This window comes from Petrotoga sp. SL27 (genome assembly GCF_002924605.1).
GTDB lineage: Bacteria > Thermotogota > Thermotogae > Petrotogales > Petrotogaceae > Petrotoga > Petrotoga sibirica.
On sequence record NZ_JAIP01000024.1, the window covers coordinates 48,108 to 67,239 of the forward strand.

Consider the following 19,132-nt stretch of genomic DNA (forward strand, 5'->3'; position numbering starts at 1 on the left):
TCCTCCAATTGAAAAGTTTTTATTCTTCTCTTAATTTTTCAATAATGATTTCAGTTACCCAATTTCTTTCGATTTGGGTCTGTTCTCCGGTTTTCATATTCTTTATTGTCACTATATCACTAGAAATCTCTTCATCTCCTATTACAACCACATATTTAGCTTTTAATCTATTGGCATGTTTAAATTGTCCAGATAAATTCCTTTTTGATATATTTAAATAAGTATTTATGCCTTTCTTTCTCAGCTCTTTTGATAAAGTAACCGCCGCCATTTCACCTTTTTCTCCTTGGAAAGAAACATAAACGTCTATTTCGCTTTCACTTTCAACCTCGATATTCTCTCTTTTTAAAGCTTCTATCACCCTTTCAATCCCTATCGCAAAACCAACCCCTGGAGTTTTAGGGCCATCTAATTGTTCGACAAGATCATCGTATCTGCCTCCACCTGCAATGACAGCTTGCTCACCCAAATCGGAATGTTCTACTTCAAAGGCCGTTTTGGTATAATAATCTAAACCTCTAACGATCTTTGGATCAACTTGAAAGGGTACACTGTAAGCCTTCAAATATTTTTGAAGGCTTTCAAAATGTTCGTGACTTTCTTCGTCTAAATAATCTAAGATTGAAGGAGCATTTTTTGCCGCTTCAACGTCAATTTTGCAGTCCAATAACCGCATAATATTCGTGTTGAACCGTCTTTGACAATCTTCACATAGGTTGGGTAACAATGGCTGATAATAAGTTTTCAATACTTCTTTGTATTTTCCCCTACTTTTAAAGGTACCAATGCTATTGATTTTAATTTTAAAATTGTTCAATTTTAGCTTATTAAAGAAATCGTAGATAAATGTGATTAATTCTGCATCTGCTAAAGGATGGTCTGTTCCAAAAATCTCTGCTCCTATTTGATAAAACTCCCTATAACGACCTGCCTGAGGTTTTTCATATCTGAACATAGGACCTATGTAAAATAATTTTTGAGGAGATCCAAACGTTATTAGCGAGTTTTCTATGTAAGCCCTTGCTACTGAAGCGGTTCCTTCAGGCCTTAAGGTCAGTGACCTTCCTTTTTTATCATCAAAAGTGTACATTTCTTTTTGAACAATATCTGTTTCTTGGCCTATTCCTCTGCTAAAAAGTTCGGTTTTTTCAATTAACGGGGTTCTTATCTCTTTGTACCCGTATATTTTAAACAGTTTCTTTGCGGTATTTTGAATGTATTCCCAGTACTTAACTTCTGCTCCAAAAATGTCTTTGGTACCTTTTATCCTTGTATAAGTACTCAAATGCTAATCCTCCTTAGATCTTTTTTGTCCTCTATATATGTACTTAAAGCTAATTTTAGCTTCTCTTCACCCGGCTCCCATCTTTCTTAATTATTTTACCACAAAGTTTGTTACTTTAAAAAGAAAAGAGCAGAGTTTAGAATTTTCAAAGACCTAAAAAATAATTAAGAGGGAGAAATTCTCCCTCTTAATGATTATTCTATATATAATCTATAAATCTTATAATTAATTATCTTCTTCTTGTATTCTTTTTCTTATCTAAATGCTTTTTATACTCGGATATCTTCTTTTCGCTGTCCTTTAGATACTGGTTCAATCTTTTTTCGAAATTATGTGATTTTCCAGTATCCTCTTTTTCTTCATCGAAATCTTTTAAAGACAACTCATATTTTCCGTCTTTTGTTCTTCCTATGATTTTTCCTTGAACTTCATCACCAATTTTTAAAAAACTGGATATCTCTCTAACATACTTTTTTGAAATCTTTGAAATGTGTACAAATCCTTCTTCACCATTTTCAAGTTCTAAAAAAGCACCAAACTTTTTGATGTCGACAACTTTACCTTTCACAGAATCCCCTGCTGCTAAACTTTCGTTTACCAAAATAATTACCTTGCCCTTTTTTCTTAATCACGAGAACCTTGCTAAGTCGTGATATCACCCTTTATATACGAGTGGCCTGGGTCCGGGCGTTGGTTTTCACCTCCGAGATTTTTTGTTGTGTTTCCAATTGGATATTGGCAAAAATTTACCAATAGCAAGGACCAACTGGATAACGCTTTTTATCTCTTGAAAGATTTATTCCTTAACTCTAACAAATCCCCCCCAAATAAGATAATTAGAGATTTTAGTGTTCAAGGAAATCTTTGTATTTGTTCTTAAATTTCTGTACTCTACCTTCAGTATCTAATATCTGTGAACCTAATTTTCCTTTGTAAAAAGGATGACACTCTGAGCAAACATCTAACCTGAAATTGTCAACCGTAGAATACATTGTATGTTCGGCGCCACAAGCACATTTTACGGTTATAAGCCTCATTTCTGGATGAATACCTTGTTTCACGTCTAACACTCCTTAATCTATATTTCTTCCCAAACTATTGTATCATACTCTGATAATTATGTCAATTAAAAAGAAGTTATAGATTAAAAGTTATATACTATACCTAATCCTCCACTTAAATCAAAATCTGTGCTGGGGAGAAACATAAAGCCAGGTGCGATTTCTAAAAATGTTAATACTGGAGTTTCCGGGATAGCAAAATTCAAAGCCAACGGGAAACGTATACCTAAATTTAGATCGTCTTGTACACCAACATGAATACCTCCACCATAACTAAAATCGATATCACCAAATACATTTGGAGAAACAGCATTATAATCTGCTTGTATGGTGAAGCTGTTGTGAGAAAAAGACCATGCAGCAGTGATACCGGCAAAACTCATTGAACTGGTATAACTTCTTATATACAACCCACTTGGTTCACCAATCTTTACACCTATACCTAATGGAGCAGAAAAAACAGCTACAGATAAAACTATTAATACGAATAAAGAAACTACTATCTTTTTCATCTGAATCCCTCCCGATATCTAATTTTTATCAAAAATTTAAACAACGTTACACAAATATAATATCATAACTATATTAAATTTCTATTAATTTCTTTAAATATGCTTACGTTGTTCACATTACCATAACCTAACGTTGCCATAGAAACCTAAGAACCAGATTTCACCACTTAATCAAGAAATAAAAAGTGAGATTATTTAATAAAATGTCCCCAAACAACAACAATCTAAAGACAACGTTAGCTTCCTCTAAAGAAAAACTTTTGTGTGGATTTCTCCCCTTTCTTTTAGGATCCTCTGGGCATTCTTACTACCAATATTTCTCACTTTGGTCAGAGGAATCCTCAAATATTCCCCTTCAATTTTAAAAACCTTTGCTTCGCTCTTGTAAAGATCCGGTCTTAAAAAGCCAAAACCTCTTTTTCTCATCTCGTAGGCGGTCTTAAGCGTGGAATAAAAGTTGGACTCTTCGTAATTATGTTGGTATTCGTTTTTTGAAAGTTTTTTAATCGCCTGAACCGTCAATTCTTCATTCATTATAATATCAATATCAAAAAACCTCGCTCTGATAGTGAAATAAACCATGTAAAACTCAAGAGGATAATAAAGCTTGTAAAACGCTATCTTGTACGCCATTATCATGTAAGCAACCGCATGTGCCTTTGGGAATAGATAATGAATCTTCTTCAGAGAATCAAGATACCATTCGGGGGCTTTTGAATCATCTATCGCCTTCAACTCTTTCTCTGTAAGCTCTTTCCCTTTTCTCACTTTCTCCATAATCATAAAGGCTGTTTTTGGTTCCACTCCGAAATATTCAAGCGTTATCAAAATATCGTCACGGCAACTAACGATCTGATCGATATCTGCAACATTCTTCAAAACTATCTCACGGGCGTTGTTGAACCAAATATCCGTTCCGTGTGCAAGCGAATTTGTTCTACACAGATCGTAAAAAGTTTTGGGCCTCGTCTCGGTGAGCATCTTATGGGAAAAAGGTGTCCAAACTTCCGGTACACCCAACGTTCCAATCTCCGTACCTATCTCTGAAAGATTCACTCCCAGCTCTTTTGTAGAAGAGAAAAGTGAAAGGACCTGCTCATCGTACATTGAAATATCGTTGTAATCGTAACCGGTTAAATCCTTAAGCATCTTTAAAAATGTTGGACCATCGTGAGACAACACATCTATTTTCAACAAATCATTTTCTAATGCCTTAAAATCGTAATGTGTCGTAACGATACCAATCTCGGGAGAATTAGCAGAATATTGGTAAGGAGTGAAATCATGAACATCGTACTCTTGAGGGATTATTATCATAGCCGAAGGATGTTGACCTGTATTCAACTTTGTTCCTTTTATTTTCTGGGAAATCCAAAAAAGATGCGCAAAATTCATATCTTTATCCTTGAAGTAATTAAGAGCCATCTTCATAGCGTTGTACCTTGAGATGGTACTAATCGTACCTGCCTTGTAACAATAATTCCTACCGAATTTCTCTTCCAAGAACCTCTGTATATCGGTGAAAATCTCAGCCGAAAAATTCACGTCTATATCTGGGATCTTCTCGCCAGAATACCCCATAAAAACCTCAAACCTTATATTATGCCCATCGGAGTTCAAAATCGCACCACAATTTGGGCATGACTTCTCTTTTAAATCAAACCCACTCAAATTCAAATCCTCCACGAACTCTATAAACCTACAACTCTCACAAAAATAATGTGGTGGCAACGGATTAACCTCCGTTATCCCCAAAAGAAAAGCCACAAGCGAAGAACCAACAGAACCCCTCGAACCGATTGGGTAACCCATCTCTAAAGACTTCTTGACCATATCGGCTGAGATCAAAAATATCACCGCATACCCGTTATCTACTATACTTTTCAATTCCTTTTCTATCCTATCTATAATTATACGGTGTAACTTTTCCCCATACCTCTTTTTTGCGTTGTTATATACGATATCTCTCAAATTTTGGTCGGCAGAGGGGATATAAGGCGCCTTCAATTTAAAATCAAAAGGAGCAAACTCCTCTATCTCACCAGCGATTTTATTCGGATTTTTCACCACAATTTCTTTTGCAATGCCACGTTTTTTGAAGATCTCAAACGCCTCATCGTACATCTGAGAAGTGCTTCTAAAATAATTAACACTTCGCACAGTCTTTCTTGGTTTGTTCTTTGTGGATGTACCAACGATCATAGCGTTTAAATACTCTCGATCTTCGTCTCTCAAATAATGAACATCCCCGGACATAACAACAGGCTTTCTGACAACTTTTGCCAGATCATAGACAGTTCTAGAATAATCGATAATCTTACCCTTCTCCAAACATAAATCGTTATAACAATCCACAGGGAAAAGCTCTATATAATCAAAAAAAGTGACCCATTCCTTTAAATCGTCAGTAGAATACTTGTTCAAATAGGAGTAAAGCAAAAATCCATCCAGTGAAGAGCCTAAAAGTAGTCCTTTTCTCAAATTCTTCAAATCAGAAAGTGAAATTATCGCACTTTTATTCACAACGTTCATATGTGAAATGGATACTATCTTATAAAGATTCTTCAACCCCTCTTTATTCTTAACCAGCACATTCACATGTTTTACGATCCCTCTTCTCTCATCGTGCACATTCAACTCACAACCAAAAATAGCTTTTATACCCTTTCTTTTAGCATACTCATAGAAATAAGGAATTATCTGTACGTTCTCGTTATCTGTAATGGCAACCGCCTTTTGTCCAAACGAAGAAACAGCATCCACTAACTCCTCCATACCCAATATAGACAACTTTGAGCTCATCTTTGAATGCGCATGAAGTTCAACCCTCTTTTCTACCGAAAGATCGTGCCAAGCCGATGGAACAGCAGCTTTTATTGTAACCACATTCAAACAATAACTCCCCATTTCGCTATCGTACTCTAATACCCCTTCAAATCTAAACCATTCACCTTTTTCTAATTTACTTTTGGATTTACACAAAAAAGAATAACTATAATCAGTAACAAACAGATAATAAAAATCCTTTGACTCATTAACATGAAAAATTTGGCCTTTTATGCTTATCTCCTTATTAAAAAACTCTTCCTCCCGCCCTTTAATATCCAAAAGACTCTCAAAAAAATACATAGAACTTCCTCCTTAGGAATACGTATATATATTATTATACATAATTCTACCTAAGAAGTCAACATCGTGCTGAAAGGGAGGGTGGGAAGCGGGGTGAAGAGCCCTTCCATTCATCCTTATAGGGTGGGCTGCGGGGCGAAGGGGCGCAAATGTAGATAGAATGATTATTTTAGAAACTTCGTAATTTTCAAAGAATTCCGTGCGCACTAAAAATTAAAAGCAACAGTTTTTAGCGAAATTTTTGGGTGAAAAAATCACTTTTAAAAAACTCTGCTAAAAACTCTCCAATTTTAGTCGATAAAAATAGGATTAACAATTGACTAAAAAGAAATATTAAAAGACAATAAAAAACTATCATCCTTAGAGGGTGGGCTGCGAGACGAAGTCAAACATTTTAATTCCTTATGGGTGGGCATCTGAGCTAAAGGGCGCAAACATAGTAAGATTCTTATTTTAAAAGGGTCACAGGGCGGAGCCCTCTCCCACCCTGCTGGGTAAAGGGACCGCAGGTCCCTTCCTTAAATGGGTGGGGAGCGGGGCGAAGGGGCGCTAACACAAGTTTTTAGAACTTCTAAAGACACTAAACTTCAAAAGCTAAGGAGGATTCCCATGTACGAAGAAATCTTTGAATTGATAAACAAAGGAGAAATAAACAAAGCTCAAGAACAAATAGAAAAAATATCCGATGATGACCCAAAAAAATACAACTTAAAAGGACTAATACACTTCAATAAAAAAGAGCTCGAAAAAGCCAAAGAACAATTTGAAAAAGGATTAACAATAAACCCCGTTGACCCAGACCTATTATTCAATTATGGGTATCTACTAAAAGAAATGAACCAAGAGATGGAAGCATGGAGATACCTCATGAGGATACACGACAAAGACTGGGCAACTTATGACCTCTTAGGAGACATAGAATTCAAAAACAGAAGCAAACTAGCATCTTTAAGATTTTACCTAAAAGCAGCTCAACAGACTGATAATCCACAAATGAAAAAGAAATTCTTAGAAATAAGAAACAAGATAAAAAAAGACACGAAGATAGCCTTTCTTTGCTTACCTGGCTTAGACAACTTCCTAAAAGACATAGTAGAAACCTTCTCGCTCGGATACGATGTCAAACTCGTAGTATCAACAGACGCAAACGAAATAACACAAGCGATAAAATGGGCAGACATAGTCTGGCTTGAATGGGCAAATGACTTAGCGATATTTGCAACTAACAAAGTCCCTGAAATAGCAAATAAAAAAGTTATTTGTAGATTGCATGGGTATGAGGCTTTTAATGTAAATGTGCTTAAAAAAATAAATTGGAATTTTATTGATAGGATGATTTTTGTCGCCGATCATGTTAGAGAAGATGCTTATGAATCGTGCCCTCAGATAAAGAATGTTCCATATACAATGGTTTATAATGGAATTAATTTAGATAAGTTTGTCTTTAACAAAAGGGCAAAAGGTAAAAGAATATGTTTTAGTGGACACGTTAACTACAAAAAAAATCCAATGCTCATAATCCAAATATTAGAAAAACTTTTAAAAATAGATGGAGAGTACAGGATAGATTGGATAGGAGATCATCAGGACATAAGAATAAGGAAATATTTAAATTACATATTAAAAGATATGAAAATAGAAGATAAATTTACTTTTCACGATTGGACAAATGACATCAATTCATGGTTGGAAGATAAAAATTATTTTTTATCAACCAGTATTCACGAAGGTTATGGGGTAGCAATAATGGAAGCGATGGCACGAGGGATAAAACCAATAATTCATAATTTTTATGCTGCTCGAGGATTTTATCCGGATGAGCTTATATACAATACAATCGATGAAGCGGTGGAAAAAATAACCGAAGAAAGTTACTACTCAGAAAGTTATCGTCGGTTTATCGAAGATAATTACACGTTGGAGGAACAGATTAATGCATTAGAAACCGCACTAAATACATTAGAAAAAGTCAACAAGAAAATAAATAAAAAAGTTGCCGAAGATCTGAAGGACTCATTTTTAGATTATATGATTCCTAAATTTATAGAATTTACACCATACACAGACAAATATATTGATTCTTTCGATTTTGAAGGTTCTAAAATTAGAATTGGAAAGGTAGAAAAAATTACAGATGAGATTAGCCTTATTGAATTTATAGTAAAAAATAAAAAGGGTCAACAATTAGCATTGCAAAATATTTGGTATAATCACTCTACTAAGCAAATAACTTTCCCAAATTATATCTCATTAAGTAAAAATAAAAAGATAATTCAAAATTTTGTATATCAGATACTCGAATCCAGGTTAAGTTACATTGGTAATATGTTTAGATTTCCAGGAAGTAAAAAATATTGGGAAGAAAGATACAAAACAGGAGGTAATTCAGGACATGGTTCTTATGGAAAATTAGCAGAATTCAAAGCAGAAGTAATAAATTCTTTTGTAAAGGAGAAAAGAATTAAATCCATTGTAGAACTTGGATGTGGAGATGGGAATCAAGTATCTTTGTTTGACTTTCCAAAGTATACTGGTTTGGATGTTTCAGAGACTGCTGTTAATTTGTGTAGAGAACGTTTTATGAAAGATAAAACAAAAAGTTTTTTCTTATATAATCCAGAAGAGGTAGAAAGCAACAAATCACTTTTTAAGGCTGAGCTGTCGTTGTCATTGGATGTGATTTACCACCTGGTTGAGGATTTGCAGTTTGATTTATACATGAAAAACTTATTCCTATCTGCAGAAAAATTTGTTATCGTCTATTCTTCAAACACAGATAAAAATCCAGAAGGCACGCCCCCTCACATAAAATACAGAAGGTTTACTGATTGGATTGAAAAGAACTCTCCAGAATGGGAATTATTCCGTAAGATTAAAAACAAATATCCTCAGGAGTCTCTCTCTGATTTTTTTATTTTCTGCAGACGCCAAAAAGGTCTAAACAATCATTGATAATGTAACGGTCATTGTCAATATATAAATTATTTATATTTTCTGATTTATATAATATTCACTAATCTCTCCACGACCTTTGAGAGTTCTTAACACTTTTCTTCTGAAAGAAAAAGGCAGGAATGTTCGAAGGCTTAAAGAATCAAGTTTGAGTATAATTGATGCTATGGCTAACCCGTTGAAGAAGTAGAAGGTCTTTCAAAAGTGTTGTACGAAAAGATTATTCAAAGATACCCAGTTATTGAAAGTATAATAAACTTACTAAATGAATTCAAACAGATGTTGAAATCAAAGAACGTTAAAAAAGCTGAAGAATGGATAGAAAAAGAACATATAAAAAATGCTAAAGTTTTTGGAAAACTGTTCGATAATATTTATGAAAATCCTTAGCGCTAAGGGAAAAATCCTTGTCCAAGGAAGGGCAAGAAACAAAAAAATCACATGGAGGTGTATGAATTATGAGGATTAACCACAACATCAGTGCATTGAATGCATGGAGATCGATGGATCAAGTAAACCAATCTATGGGTAAAACACTTGAAAAACTTTCTTCTGGTTTAAGGATCAACAGAGCAGGAGACGATGCAGCGGGATTAGCAATATCCGAAAAGATGAGAGGTCAAATAAAAGGTTTGGATACCGCTGTAAAGAATGCACAAGACGCAATATCTTTGATACAAACAGCAGAAGGGGCATTGACAGAAACACACTCTATACTTCAAAGAATGAGAGAATTATCTGTTCAAGCTGCATCAGATACCAACACAAATGTTGATAGAAACCAAATTCAGTTAGAATTAGATCAACTAAGAGACGAGATTGATAGGATTTCAAGAACAACAGAGTTCAACACAATGAAATTGCTTGATGGTAAGATTGAATCATTCAGAGGCTCAGTGGATGCCAAAGTTGTTACAGGTGGCAATATCAATGTGGAGCTAGCAGTTGTAAGCTCCGGAGCAGAGGAAGGTACTTATGTTGTAGAAGTTGGACAATTAGATGGCAATGTCACCTCTCCTTTGGATGTTAAAATAACTCAAATAAAAGCTGATGGAACAATAAGTTCAACACTAAGCACTTTGGGAGCAGCATCAGCAAAGCTAGGAAATATTACCTTTAAATGGGATGCTGCGACCTTTGATATTGATGATTTTGGAGGATCGTTACCTTTAAATGAAGTTATAGATAGTGCAGTAGTTAGAGTTGAAGGAATCAACACAGCTGATGATCAGCTAGTTTTGCAAATAGGTGCGAATGAAGGTCACAACATCGTACTTGGAATAGACGATATGAGTGCGGGAGCACTTGGACTCAACGAAAAGTCACTTAAAGCAACCGACCAAGACAGTGCTGAAAGATCGATAATGGTTGTGGATGCTGCGATTCACAAGGTAAGTACAGCAAGAGCCTCGCTTGGTGCTGTCCAAAACAGGCTAGAACATACTATATCCAACTTGGGTGTAGCTTCTGAGAACTTAACTGCAGCCGAAAGCAGAATCAGAGACGCAGATATGGCAAAAGAGATGATGGCTTTTACAAAGCAACAGATACTCTTACAGGCATCGAATGCAATGTTGGCGCAAGCGAATACGATTCCACAAAATGTGTTGCAGTTGTTGAGATAAAGGGAAATTTAGAGAGGGGGTCCGTGGGGCCCTCTTTTTGTTATTTGTGAGTAATTTTTATCTATTCCAGTCCGCTGCCCTTTAAGGAGTTTTTTCTTTGGTTAGAGCTTCTTTTATCTATTCCTGCCCACCACCCTTTAAGTATGTTTTTTATCTATTCCCACCCGCCGCCCTTTAAGGAGTTTTTTCTTTGGTTAGAGCTTCTTTTATCTATTCCCGCCCACCACCCCTTAAGGTAGTTTTTCTATGATTGGAGAAAGCCCCTTAAGGAATTAAATATATTGAACAAGAATGATATAATAGATGTAGCTTTTTGATGGGAGGAAAGTTTATGAGTGCTGATAAAGAAAAATTGTTGTCCGTTGCTATGATTGTTAAGGACGAAGAAGCTAATATTAGACGCGCCTTAGAAGCTATTAAAGATGTAGCTGATGAGATAATCGTTGTTGATACGGGTTCCACAGATAGAACGCCCCAGATAGTTAAAGAGTATACCGATAAGTTGTACTTTCATGAGTGGCAGAATGATTTTTCTGAGGCTCGAAATTATTCTTTGAAGTTTCCAACTTGTGAGTGGGTTTTAATATACGATGCGGATGAGGAGGCGTCAGAATCGTTTAAAAAAAATATAAGAGATTTTCTTATGAGGCAGCCAAAAGATGTTAACACTGTCTATATACCAACAATAAGTTATATGGATATTGACTATACAAGAACTGAAGTAGCTTCGACTCCAAGAATTTTTAGAAAAGGTACCATTGAATACAAAAACGTTGTCCATAATCAAGCTAAATATAAACCAAAGGTAGTTCGAGGTAATTTTCCAATTCTTCATTACGGTTACATCTGGACGAGGGCTTTGAAGAGAAAGAAGTATGAAAGAACCGGTACTTTAATAAGAGAGCAATTAAAGGAAGCGAAACATCCTATCGAGAGGTTATACTATTTAGTTCAGTTGTACAAAACGGAGTCTATCGGGGGGTACACGTATAAGAAGAACCAAGTTGCTTGGGAGACGTTCTCAGAGATAAGAAGAGTAGGAAAAGTTCCTGCCATAGGGCTTGAATTTTTGTACATGTTTGGATTGGACTGTATGTTTGGGGGTTTAAAAGATCTTGGAAAGGATTTGCTGCAAAAGTGTATAGATGCTACTCCTCAGTATCCTGATCCTTACTTTGGTATGATGGCTTTGTACGAAAGATCAACCGATTGGGATGAGCTAATCAAGTGGGGAGAAAAGTTTTTTAAAGTCTTAGATGAAGCTATGAAGAATGTTGAGAATTTTGATTGGACTATTATGTCTTTCAAGCAAGTGCCTTTGGCACATATTTTGATGGCACGTGCAATGTTGAAAAAAAAGGATTTTGAAGGTTTCAACAATCATATTTCCATTGCATTTAGTGAAGAAGAGAACATTAATATCGATAAAAAGAATTTGTATGTTTTGATGAACGATATAAAAGATGATGTTGAAGCTAAAGATGAGTTTGAAAAGTTATTACCTGGATTAAGAGTTATGGTTGAAGGTGTAGAAAGATCAGGAATTGTGATTTATTATGACAGCGTCGTTGAAAAAATTGCTGAATTAGAAGTTGAAGTCGATGAGGTTTTGTTAGATAAATTATCTTGTAGAAATGAACTTTCAAAATACATAATAAAGAAGATGAAAACATCAGAAGACAAACTTTTAGATTTTTTAACTAAAGGTGATTATCTTAATTTTGTAGAAAAAAACGGTATACCTGGACTTTTGCTTTTTTATTCTGTTTTGCAAAACACAAAAGATACTGTTGATACGTTGAAGACCCTTTCTAGTTTAAGAAAGATCGAAGATGAAAAGATTCAAGGAGTTTTATACGCCTTATTAGGAGATTGTTATCTGAGTTTGAAAAGGTTCAAAGAGGCTCTGAGTCAGTATAAAAAGTCTTTAGAAATACTTCCCGAGCTTTCACAGTTTATTAAACCTATAATTGAGGATTTGAGCACGAAATTAGACCCCGAGATGGACGGGGTTTACGAAGAGATGTATGTCCATTTTGCTTCAGGGAAAGAGTTCATTTTCGATATTATGGGGTACGTTGGGCAAGAGAACGCTGAAAAACTTTATCTTATTTCTGAAGCTCCATTGGCTTTGTACGTTTCTGGGGTATCTTTTATTCAAAAAGACCCACAAAAGGCTGAAACGTTGTTGAAAAAAATAGAAAATATCGAAGAATTTCCTTTTTATTATTATAGGCTTGCTAAGATATACGAGAAAAAAGATAATAAAAAAGCTTTTGACTTGCATATAAAAGCTGTAGAAGAGAATAACAAACTCGCTGATTTGGCACTTGGTAGATACGGTTATTCTGGGCTTTATCCAAGTACTCAGATTAGTTTTATGAAAAACAACGATGAAATGATTTGGGTAGGGAATATTTCTGAAAAGTTTTCCACGCTTGGGATTATTCATCCCATTAGGAGTTGGAAGAAATCAGAATCTTTTATGTACGCTTCCCCTTATCCTAGTGATGAAGCTTTGAAGATTTACGAGGAGCGTGAGAAAGAAACTTACAAGTCTGCTCCTTTGGAGATCAAAAAGGAAGTCATTTTAAAGGGATTAATTGATAGTAATTTTAAAGATGTCAAGCTTCTTGGAGTTGATAAAGAGAAGTATGAAAGTGTTTTTGAAGATTTGGGTGTTTCTGTGAAGGATACTTCTAACAATCTTTTAATTGTAGGGGAGTTTGAGAAAAATTATGATCTGTCTGATATTTTAAAGAAGGCGCAGAGAGTTTTAGCTTTTGTGTATGTTCCTGATTTAAAGGATAGAGAGAACGTGGTTTGGTTTCTTCCGAAGTTTAGGGTGCTTAGAACAACGAGTCAGTTGATTTCCTTATTTGAGAAAGAGGGGTTTAAGGTTTCAAAAGTTGAGGCAATTGATGGGAATTTGAGATGTATTCAAGCGTATAAAGAGTAATTTTTACTTTCATTGACAATATTTGAAATATATTGTATAATATTTTAGAAAAGTGTTTTGGGGGCGCTTAGCTCAGTGGGAGAGCGTCTGCTTCACGCGCAGAAGGTCGTAGGTTCAAACCCTACAGCGCCCACCATATTTGCTTTCCCCACATGTTGTATTTTTATTCTTTCTGCATACCTCCTGGTACCTACTCACGAGACTAGAAAAATAAATTTTTTATTAAAGAAATATAAATATTTTTTTAATTAGCTTTCTTCAGTTATAGCACATCATCAAAACCTACCATGAATAAGTAATTTTAAGCATATTCGGCAAAAAAATTATAAAATTTTGCATTTTTGCCAGTTTTGTGTATAATCAAAAATAACCGAGTAAATATATTTATTACCATTTATTAGTAATAATGAAATATATTTCATTGAATTATTTGTTATGAAAATAATTTCTTGTTGTTTTATTTTTTTAGGTATACCGGGGAAAAACCAAAAAGGAGGAGGTAACAGTGAGTAACTCTATTGAATTAACCCAAGAAAGTTATGTTGACAGCATAATTGAAAGGGTAATTGTAAAGAATCCTGGAGAAGCTGAGTTTCACCAGGCGGTTCGTGAAGTTCTTGAAAGTATCAAGCCTGTTGTTGAATTGTATCCTGAATTTGAAGAAAACGGGATTTTAGAAAGGTTGACTGAGCCTGAAAGGCAGATTATCTTTCGTGTTCCATGGGTAGATGACAAAGGGAACGTTCGCGTAAATAGGGGATACAGAATTGAATTCAACTCCGCATTAGGGCCTTATAAAGGGGGGTTGCGTTTTCATTCAACTGTGTATTCTGGAATCATGAAGTTTCTTGCATTTGAGCAAACTTTCAAAAACGCTTTAACTGGAAGGCCTATAGGTGGAGCAAAAGGTGGTAGTGACTTCGATCCAAAGGGCAAATCAGATGCTGAAGTTATGAGATTTTGCCAAAGCTTTATGACTGAACTATACAGGCACATTGGGGAACAAACCGATATTCCAGCTGGAGATATAGGTGTCGGAAAAAGAGAGATTGGGTATCTCTTTGGTCAATACAAAAGAATTACCAACCGTTTTGAAGCTGGTACGCTAACAGGAAAAGGAATAGATTGGGGTGGAAGTTTAGTTAGAATAGAAGCAACGGGGTATGGATTGGTTTATTTCGTTGAAGAAATGCTTAAAGATATTGGTGAAACATTTGAGGGCAAGAGGGTTATAATTTCTGGATCTGGAAACGTGGCTATTTACACTGCTCAAAAAGTTAAAGAACTTGGTGGAAAAGTGATAGCTATTAGTGATTCTGATGGTGTAGTATATGACCCAGAAGGGATAGATTTAAATTCTGTGATTGAGATAAAAGAAAAAAGAAGAGGAAGAATAGTTGAGTATCTTAAAGCTCATCCTTCTGCTGAGTATAATGACAATAGTAAAGATATTTGGAAAATTGAGTGTGATATTGCCTTTCCATGTGCTACACAAAACGAAATAGATACAGAAGAAGCAAAAGCACTTGTGAATAATAGTGTTTTAGTAGTAGCAGAAGGTGCTAATATGCCGTGCACTCCAGAAGCTATTGAGTGTTTCCAAAAAAATAACGTTATGTTTGCCCCAGCTAAAGCTGCCAACGCTGGTGGTGTTGCTACCTCTGCATTAGAAATGACTCAAAATAGTATGTGGGAGTCTTGGAGTTTTGAAGATGTAGATAAAAAACTACGAGAGATAATGAAGGACATATACAGTAGTATAAAGGCGACAGCTGAAGAATACAAGAAAGACGGAGACCTTATTTTTGGGGCTAATGTAACTGCTTTTCTTAAGGTAGCAAGAGCTATGATGGATCAAGGAGTTGTTTAAAAAAATACCCCCATCTGGGGGTATTTTTTAAAGCTTTCCTAATTCTTTGAAGATCTCTTTTACTATTTTAATATCTTGACTATGCTCTGGATCATCTCCAGGGGTTTCAAGTATCAGAGGTAGCTTAGATATTTCATCGAAAGAGAAGAAGGTTTTAAATCCTTCCCTTCCTATGTATCCTTTGCCTATAAATTCGTGTCTGTCTTTAGCTGCGCCCAAGTCAAATTTTGAATCGTTTAGATGAATCATTTTTAGTTTGTTTAAGCCGATGTATTTGTCAATTTCATCTAGTAGTCTTTGCACCTCTTCTTTTTTTCTTATGTCGTAGTTTGAATCAAATCCATGGCAGGTATCATAAGTTATGCCTAATCTTTCTTTCCATTGGGATTTGTTTATTATTTTTCCCAGTTGTTCCATGGTGTATCCTATGTTTGAACCTTTTTGTGCAACGTTTTCGAGCAAGATAGTTACTTTTGTATTCTGAATTTCTTTGAAGACGATATCTAACCCTTCTAATATTTTGTTTATGCCGAATTCTTCTCCTTCACCTAAATGGCTTCCTGGATGGAAGTTGTAGTGAAGTATTCCTAATTCGTCTGTGGCTTTTATTTCTTCTATCATAGCTTTTATAGATTTTTCTCTGATTTCATCTTTTGGAGAGGCTAGGTTTATTAAATAGCTTGAATGAACTAAGACATCTTCAAAATTTATGTTGGATTCGTTCATTGCGTTTTTGAAGTCTTCTACATCGTTTTCTTTTGGTGGATTTACTTTCCAAACTCGTGGTGAACTTGTGAAGATTTGGAAGGTATTGCCTCCGATGTTTGTTGTGTCAGAAGGGACTTTGTTGAAGCCTTTTGAGATTTTCATATGTGCACCGATTTTTATCATTTTTTTCACTCCTAATAGTTGTTATTTGCGCCCTACCCCCCCGCAGCCCACCCGTCTAAGGAAGGACCTGCGGTCCTTTATAACCAACAAGGGGAGGGGGCTCCGCCCTGCAACCCCTTTAAAATTTATATCTTATTTGAAGATGAACTTTTTTGTAAGCTACGCTTAGTCTATATTTGCGCCCTTCCCCCGCAGCCCACCCATAAGGATTGGGAAAGGCTTCGCCCCGCACCCGCCCGTGAGGAAAAGTCTTTAATAGCGCCCTTTCACCCCGCTCCCCACCCGTCTAGGGAAGGCATTCTATGTCATTTTGTAATATTTTTTTTGCTATTTCTTTGTCGAGGTTTGCGATAACGCCTATGTTTGCAAATATGTAATTTTTGTCGTAGGCGAAGGTTACGTCTTTTGGAGGCAGTAATAGATCATCAGAATTTTTTAGCTGCTTTAAGCTTTCAAATATCTCTTTGTTGTATTTTGATCTGGATAGTATTCCTCCAGTGCCAAAGATAGTTTTTACGGCGGTTAGGTCTTTTCCGTGAGCTACCTTTTTTCTTCCGGTGGGTGTAAATATGTAATCAATTCTTCCGGCGTGTCTTTTTAGGGATGTTAAGAAACAAAATTTTGCCAGGTAAGCTGCAAATTTTTCTTGTTCTTCGTTTTGTGGATACGGGGATATATTTTTTAGTATCTCTTCGTAGTTTTCAATGTCCGTTTTTATTTCTTCCTTGCCGATCATTTCAACAACGTTATGTGCGTTTACATATATTCCCATGTCTCCATCTACCGTTCTTTTGGAACGTGGTTGTGGGGAGACTAAGATCTTCTGAATTTCGGGAGAGCCATCTGTAACGGAATCTATATCAGTAGTGGCTCCACCAATGTCAACTGTTAGAACATCTCCATATAGTTCATTTAATAATTCTGTGGTGTTCATAACAGCCCCGGGGGTAGGTATGACCTCTTCATCTACTACATCATAGATTTTTTCCATACCAGGTGCATGAATTATGTGTTTTGAAAAAACTTCTTGGATTATTTTTCTTGCTGGTTCGACGTTGAGGTGATCTATTTTAGGGTAGACGTTTTCTGTTATGATTATATTTTTGTTCTTTTCTTTGAAGATTTCTTCTATTTCTTCTTTCACAGCAGTGTTTCCTGCGTATATTATGGGAATGTCTAATGGCAAGTTAGAGAGTAATTCAGCATTGTAAAGAACGGTTTCTTCTTCCCCGTAATCTACGCCACCTGATAAGAGAATCAATTTTGGTTTTATTTTTAAAATTTGTTTTAAATGGCTTTCTCTAAGTTTGCCGGATGTGATGTATTTTAAAATAGCCCCTGCGCCTAAAGCCGCTTCTTTTGCTGCCCTGACTGTCATATCGTAAACTAACCCGTGAACCGTCATACTTAGCCCACCAGCGGCAGATGAGGTTGCTAAAAATTTTTCCCAACTTATTTTATCTTTAACTTTTTCTTCGATATTTTTTAGTGCTTTTTCTATTCCCAGGGTTACATCACCTTTGTCTATGGTTGTATAACTTTCTGTTTGAGCTAATATTTTAATGTTTTTTTCTTTGAGCTGGTAAGCTGTTATCACCGTTGTTGTACTTCCTATCTCAGCTACTAATAAATCAATTTTCATGACATTTCTTTCTCCAAATCTGTTAGGAACTTTTTAAGTATTTCAACCGCCTTTTGCAAATCATCCATAGAGGCTGCGAATGAAAGTCTGATGTGACCATCGCTAAAGAAAGCAGAACCAGGTACAACTGCTAGACCGTATTCGAGTAATTTTTCGCAGAATTCTTTGTCGCTTAATCCATAATTCGATATGTCGATAAAGTAATAGAATGTGCCTTTTGGTTTATCGTTTGTTAAATCGAGCTTTTTGAATTCATCGTACAAGTAGTCTCTTCTTTTTTTGAATTCCTTTACCATATAAGAATTGTCTATTTCTAGGGCTTTGAGCACTGCATATTGGGAAGGTGTGTTCACATTAGAAGTGGAATGGGATTGAATCTTAGCCAATTGAGATACGATTTTTTCGTTAGCAATCGTATATCCTACTCTCCATCCAGTCATTGACCATGTCTTTGAAAAACTGTTGATCAATATTGTTCTATCTCTTGATTCTTCAAAGTTTGTCATAGAGGTGTAGTTACCGTCATAAACTAGGGCATCGTATACCTCATCACTTATGATTATAAGGTCATGTTCGATGGAGAGTCTTGAGATAAAACTCAAAAACTCTTTATCGTAAACAACACCTGTTGGGTTGTTGGGAGAATTAATTATAATCGCTTTTGTTTTTTTGGTTATAGCTTTTTCCAACATTGTTTCTTCGGGGATGTAGTTATTTTCTTTCGTAGTTTTAACGTGAACGGGGATTCCGCCAACCATTCTGATTTGTGCGTCGTAACTGACCCAAGATGGATCAATAACGATTATTTCATCGCCTGGGTTTGTTATCAAAAAGAGTGAGTTAAATAGTGCTTGTTTTCCCCCATTAGTTACGATTACATTGTTCTCATTGTAATTAGTTGAGTATTTTTTATTTATATATTGAGCTATCTTTTGTCTGAGTTCTTTTATTCCTTTGTTGTCGGTGTATTTGGTTTTCCCTTCTTTCATGGCTTGGTAAGCTGCGTTTATTATAGGCTGAGGAGTATCAAAATCAGGTTCTCCAGCTGTCAATCTGACTATTTCGTACCCTTTGCTTTGTAGTTCTAATGCTTTTGAGTTTAACTCAATAGTCGTTGATGGTTGTAATGATTCTATTTTAGCAGAAAATTCCATAGGGACCTCCTTTTTAATTGTTGGGAGTTTATTAGCGCCCTTTCACCCCGCT

General features: G+C 35.6%; 13 protein-coding genes and 1 tRNA gene. 6 read left to right on the plus strand and 8 right to left on the minus strand.

Features of this window, described 5'->3' with window-relative positions:
* Positions 1-19: 19 nt before the first annotated feature.
* From hisS to AD60_RS09095, 5 genes are all read right to left on the minus strand, one after another.
* The gene (gene hisS, locus AD60_RS09075; RefSeq protein WP_103927591.1) at positions 20-1,285 is read right to left on the minus strand and encodes a histidine--tRNA ligase; all 1,266 of its coding nucleotides are present in this window, start codon (positions 1,283-1,285) and stop codon (positions 20-22) included.
* Between the two features lie 229 nt (positions 1,286-1,514).
* A complete protein-coding gene (locus AD60_RS09080; RefSeq protein WP_103927592.1) occupies positions 1,515-1,886 on the minus strand; it encodes a S1 RNA-binding domain-containing protein in 372 nt (123 codons plus the stop codon).
* Positions 1,887-2,130: 244 nt separating this feature from the next.
* Complete coding sequence (gene rpmE / locus AD60_RS09085; RefSeq protein ID WP_103927593.1) at positions 2,131-2,346, minus strand: 50S ribosomal protein L31; 216 nt, start codon at positions 2,344-2,346, stop codon at positions 2,131-2,133.
* Between the two features lie 83 nt (positions 2,347-2,429).
* Entirely contained in the window at positions 2,430-2,858 is a 429-nt protein-coding gene (locus tag AD60_RS09090; RefSeq protein ID WP_103927594.1) for a hypothetical protein, read from the minus strand.
* Positions 2,859-3,104: 246 nt separating this feature from the next.
* Positions 3,105-5,987, minus strand: a complete 2,883-nt coding sequence (locus AD60_RS09095) for a PolC-type DNA polymerase III (protein WP_103927595.1) — start codon at positions 5,985-5,987, stop codon at positions 3,105-3,107.
* A gap of 609 nt (positions 5,988-6,596) precedes the next feature.
* Here AD60_RS09095 and AD60_RS09100 point away from each other — a divergent pair.
* The 6 genes from AD60_RS09100 (at position 6,597) to gdhA (ending at position 15,393) form a co-directional block, all read left to right on the plus strand.
* Positions 6,597-8,939 (plus strand): glycosyltransferase, encoded by a 2,343-nt coding sequence (locus AD60_RS09100; protein WP_158248420.1) that lies wholly within the window; start codon positions 6,597-6,599, stop codon positions 8,937-8,939.
* Between the two features lie 204 nt (positions 8,940-9,143).
* Positions 9,144-9,329, plus strand: coding sequence for a hypothetical protein (locus AD60_RS09105; RefSeq protein ID WP_103927597.1), 186 nt, complete (start codon positions 9,144-9,146; stop codon positions 9,327-9,329).
* A 68-nt stretch (positions 9,330-9,397) separates the two neighbouring features.
* Positions 9,398-10,564: a flagellin gene (locus tag AD60_RS10630; RefSeq protein ID WP_103927598.1), complete on the plus strand. Its 1,167-nt coding sequence runs from the start codon at positions 9,398-9,400 to the stop codon at positions 10,562-10,564.
* Between the two features lie 331 nt (positions 10,565-10,895).
* Positions 10,896-13,523, plus strand: a complete 2,628-nt coding sequence (locus tag AD60_RS09115) for a glycosyltransferase (protein ID WP_103927599.1) — start codon at positions 10,896-10,898, stop codon at positions 13,521-13,523.
* 61 nt (positions 13,524-13,584) lie between these two features.
* Positions 13,585-13,659: transfer RNA gene (locus AD60_RS09120), tRNA-Val, on the plus strand.
* 369 nt (positions 13,660-14,028) lie between these two features.
* Positions 14,029-15,393, plus strand: a complete 1,365-nt coding sequence (gene gdhA, locus AD60_RS09125; RefSeq protein ID WP_103927600.1) for an NADP-specific glutamate dehydrogenase — start codon at positions 14,029-14,031, stop codon at positions 15,391-15,393.
* A gap of 27 nt (positions 15,394-15,420) precedes the next feature.
* Here gdhA and AD60_RS09130 read toward each other — a convergent pair whose 3' ends face one another.
* The 3 genes from AD60_RS09130 to aspC all read right to left on the minus strand — a co-directional run bounded on the left by AD60_RS09130 (position 15,421) and on the right by aspC (position 19,080).
* Positions 15,421-16,284, minus strand: coding sequence for a deoxyribonuclease IV (locus AD60_RS09130; protein ID WP_103927601.1), 864 nt, complete (start codon positions 16,282-16,284; stop codon positions 15,421-15,423).
* A 286-nt stretch (positions 16,285-16,570) separates the two neighbouring features.
* Complete coding sequence (locus AD60_RS09135) at positions 16,571-17,926, minus strand: GlmL-related ornithine degradation protein (protein ID WP_103927602.1); 1,356 nt, start codon at positions 17,924-17,926, stop codon at positions 16,571-16,573.
* Positions 17,923-19,080, minus strand: coding sequence for an aspartate aminotransferase (gene aspC, locus AD60_RS09140; RefSeq protein ID WP_103927603.1), 1,158 nt, complete (start codon positions 19,078-19,080; stop codon positions 17,923-17,925). The genes AD60_RS09135 and aspC overlap by 4 nt, the downstream gene beginning before the upstream one ends.
* Between the last annotated feature and the right edge of the window lie 52 nt (positions 19,081-19,132).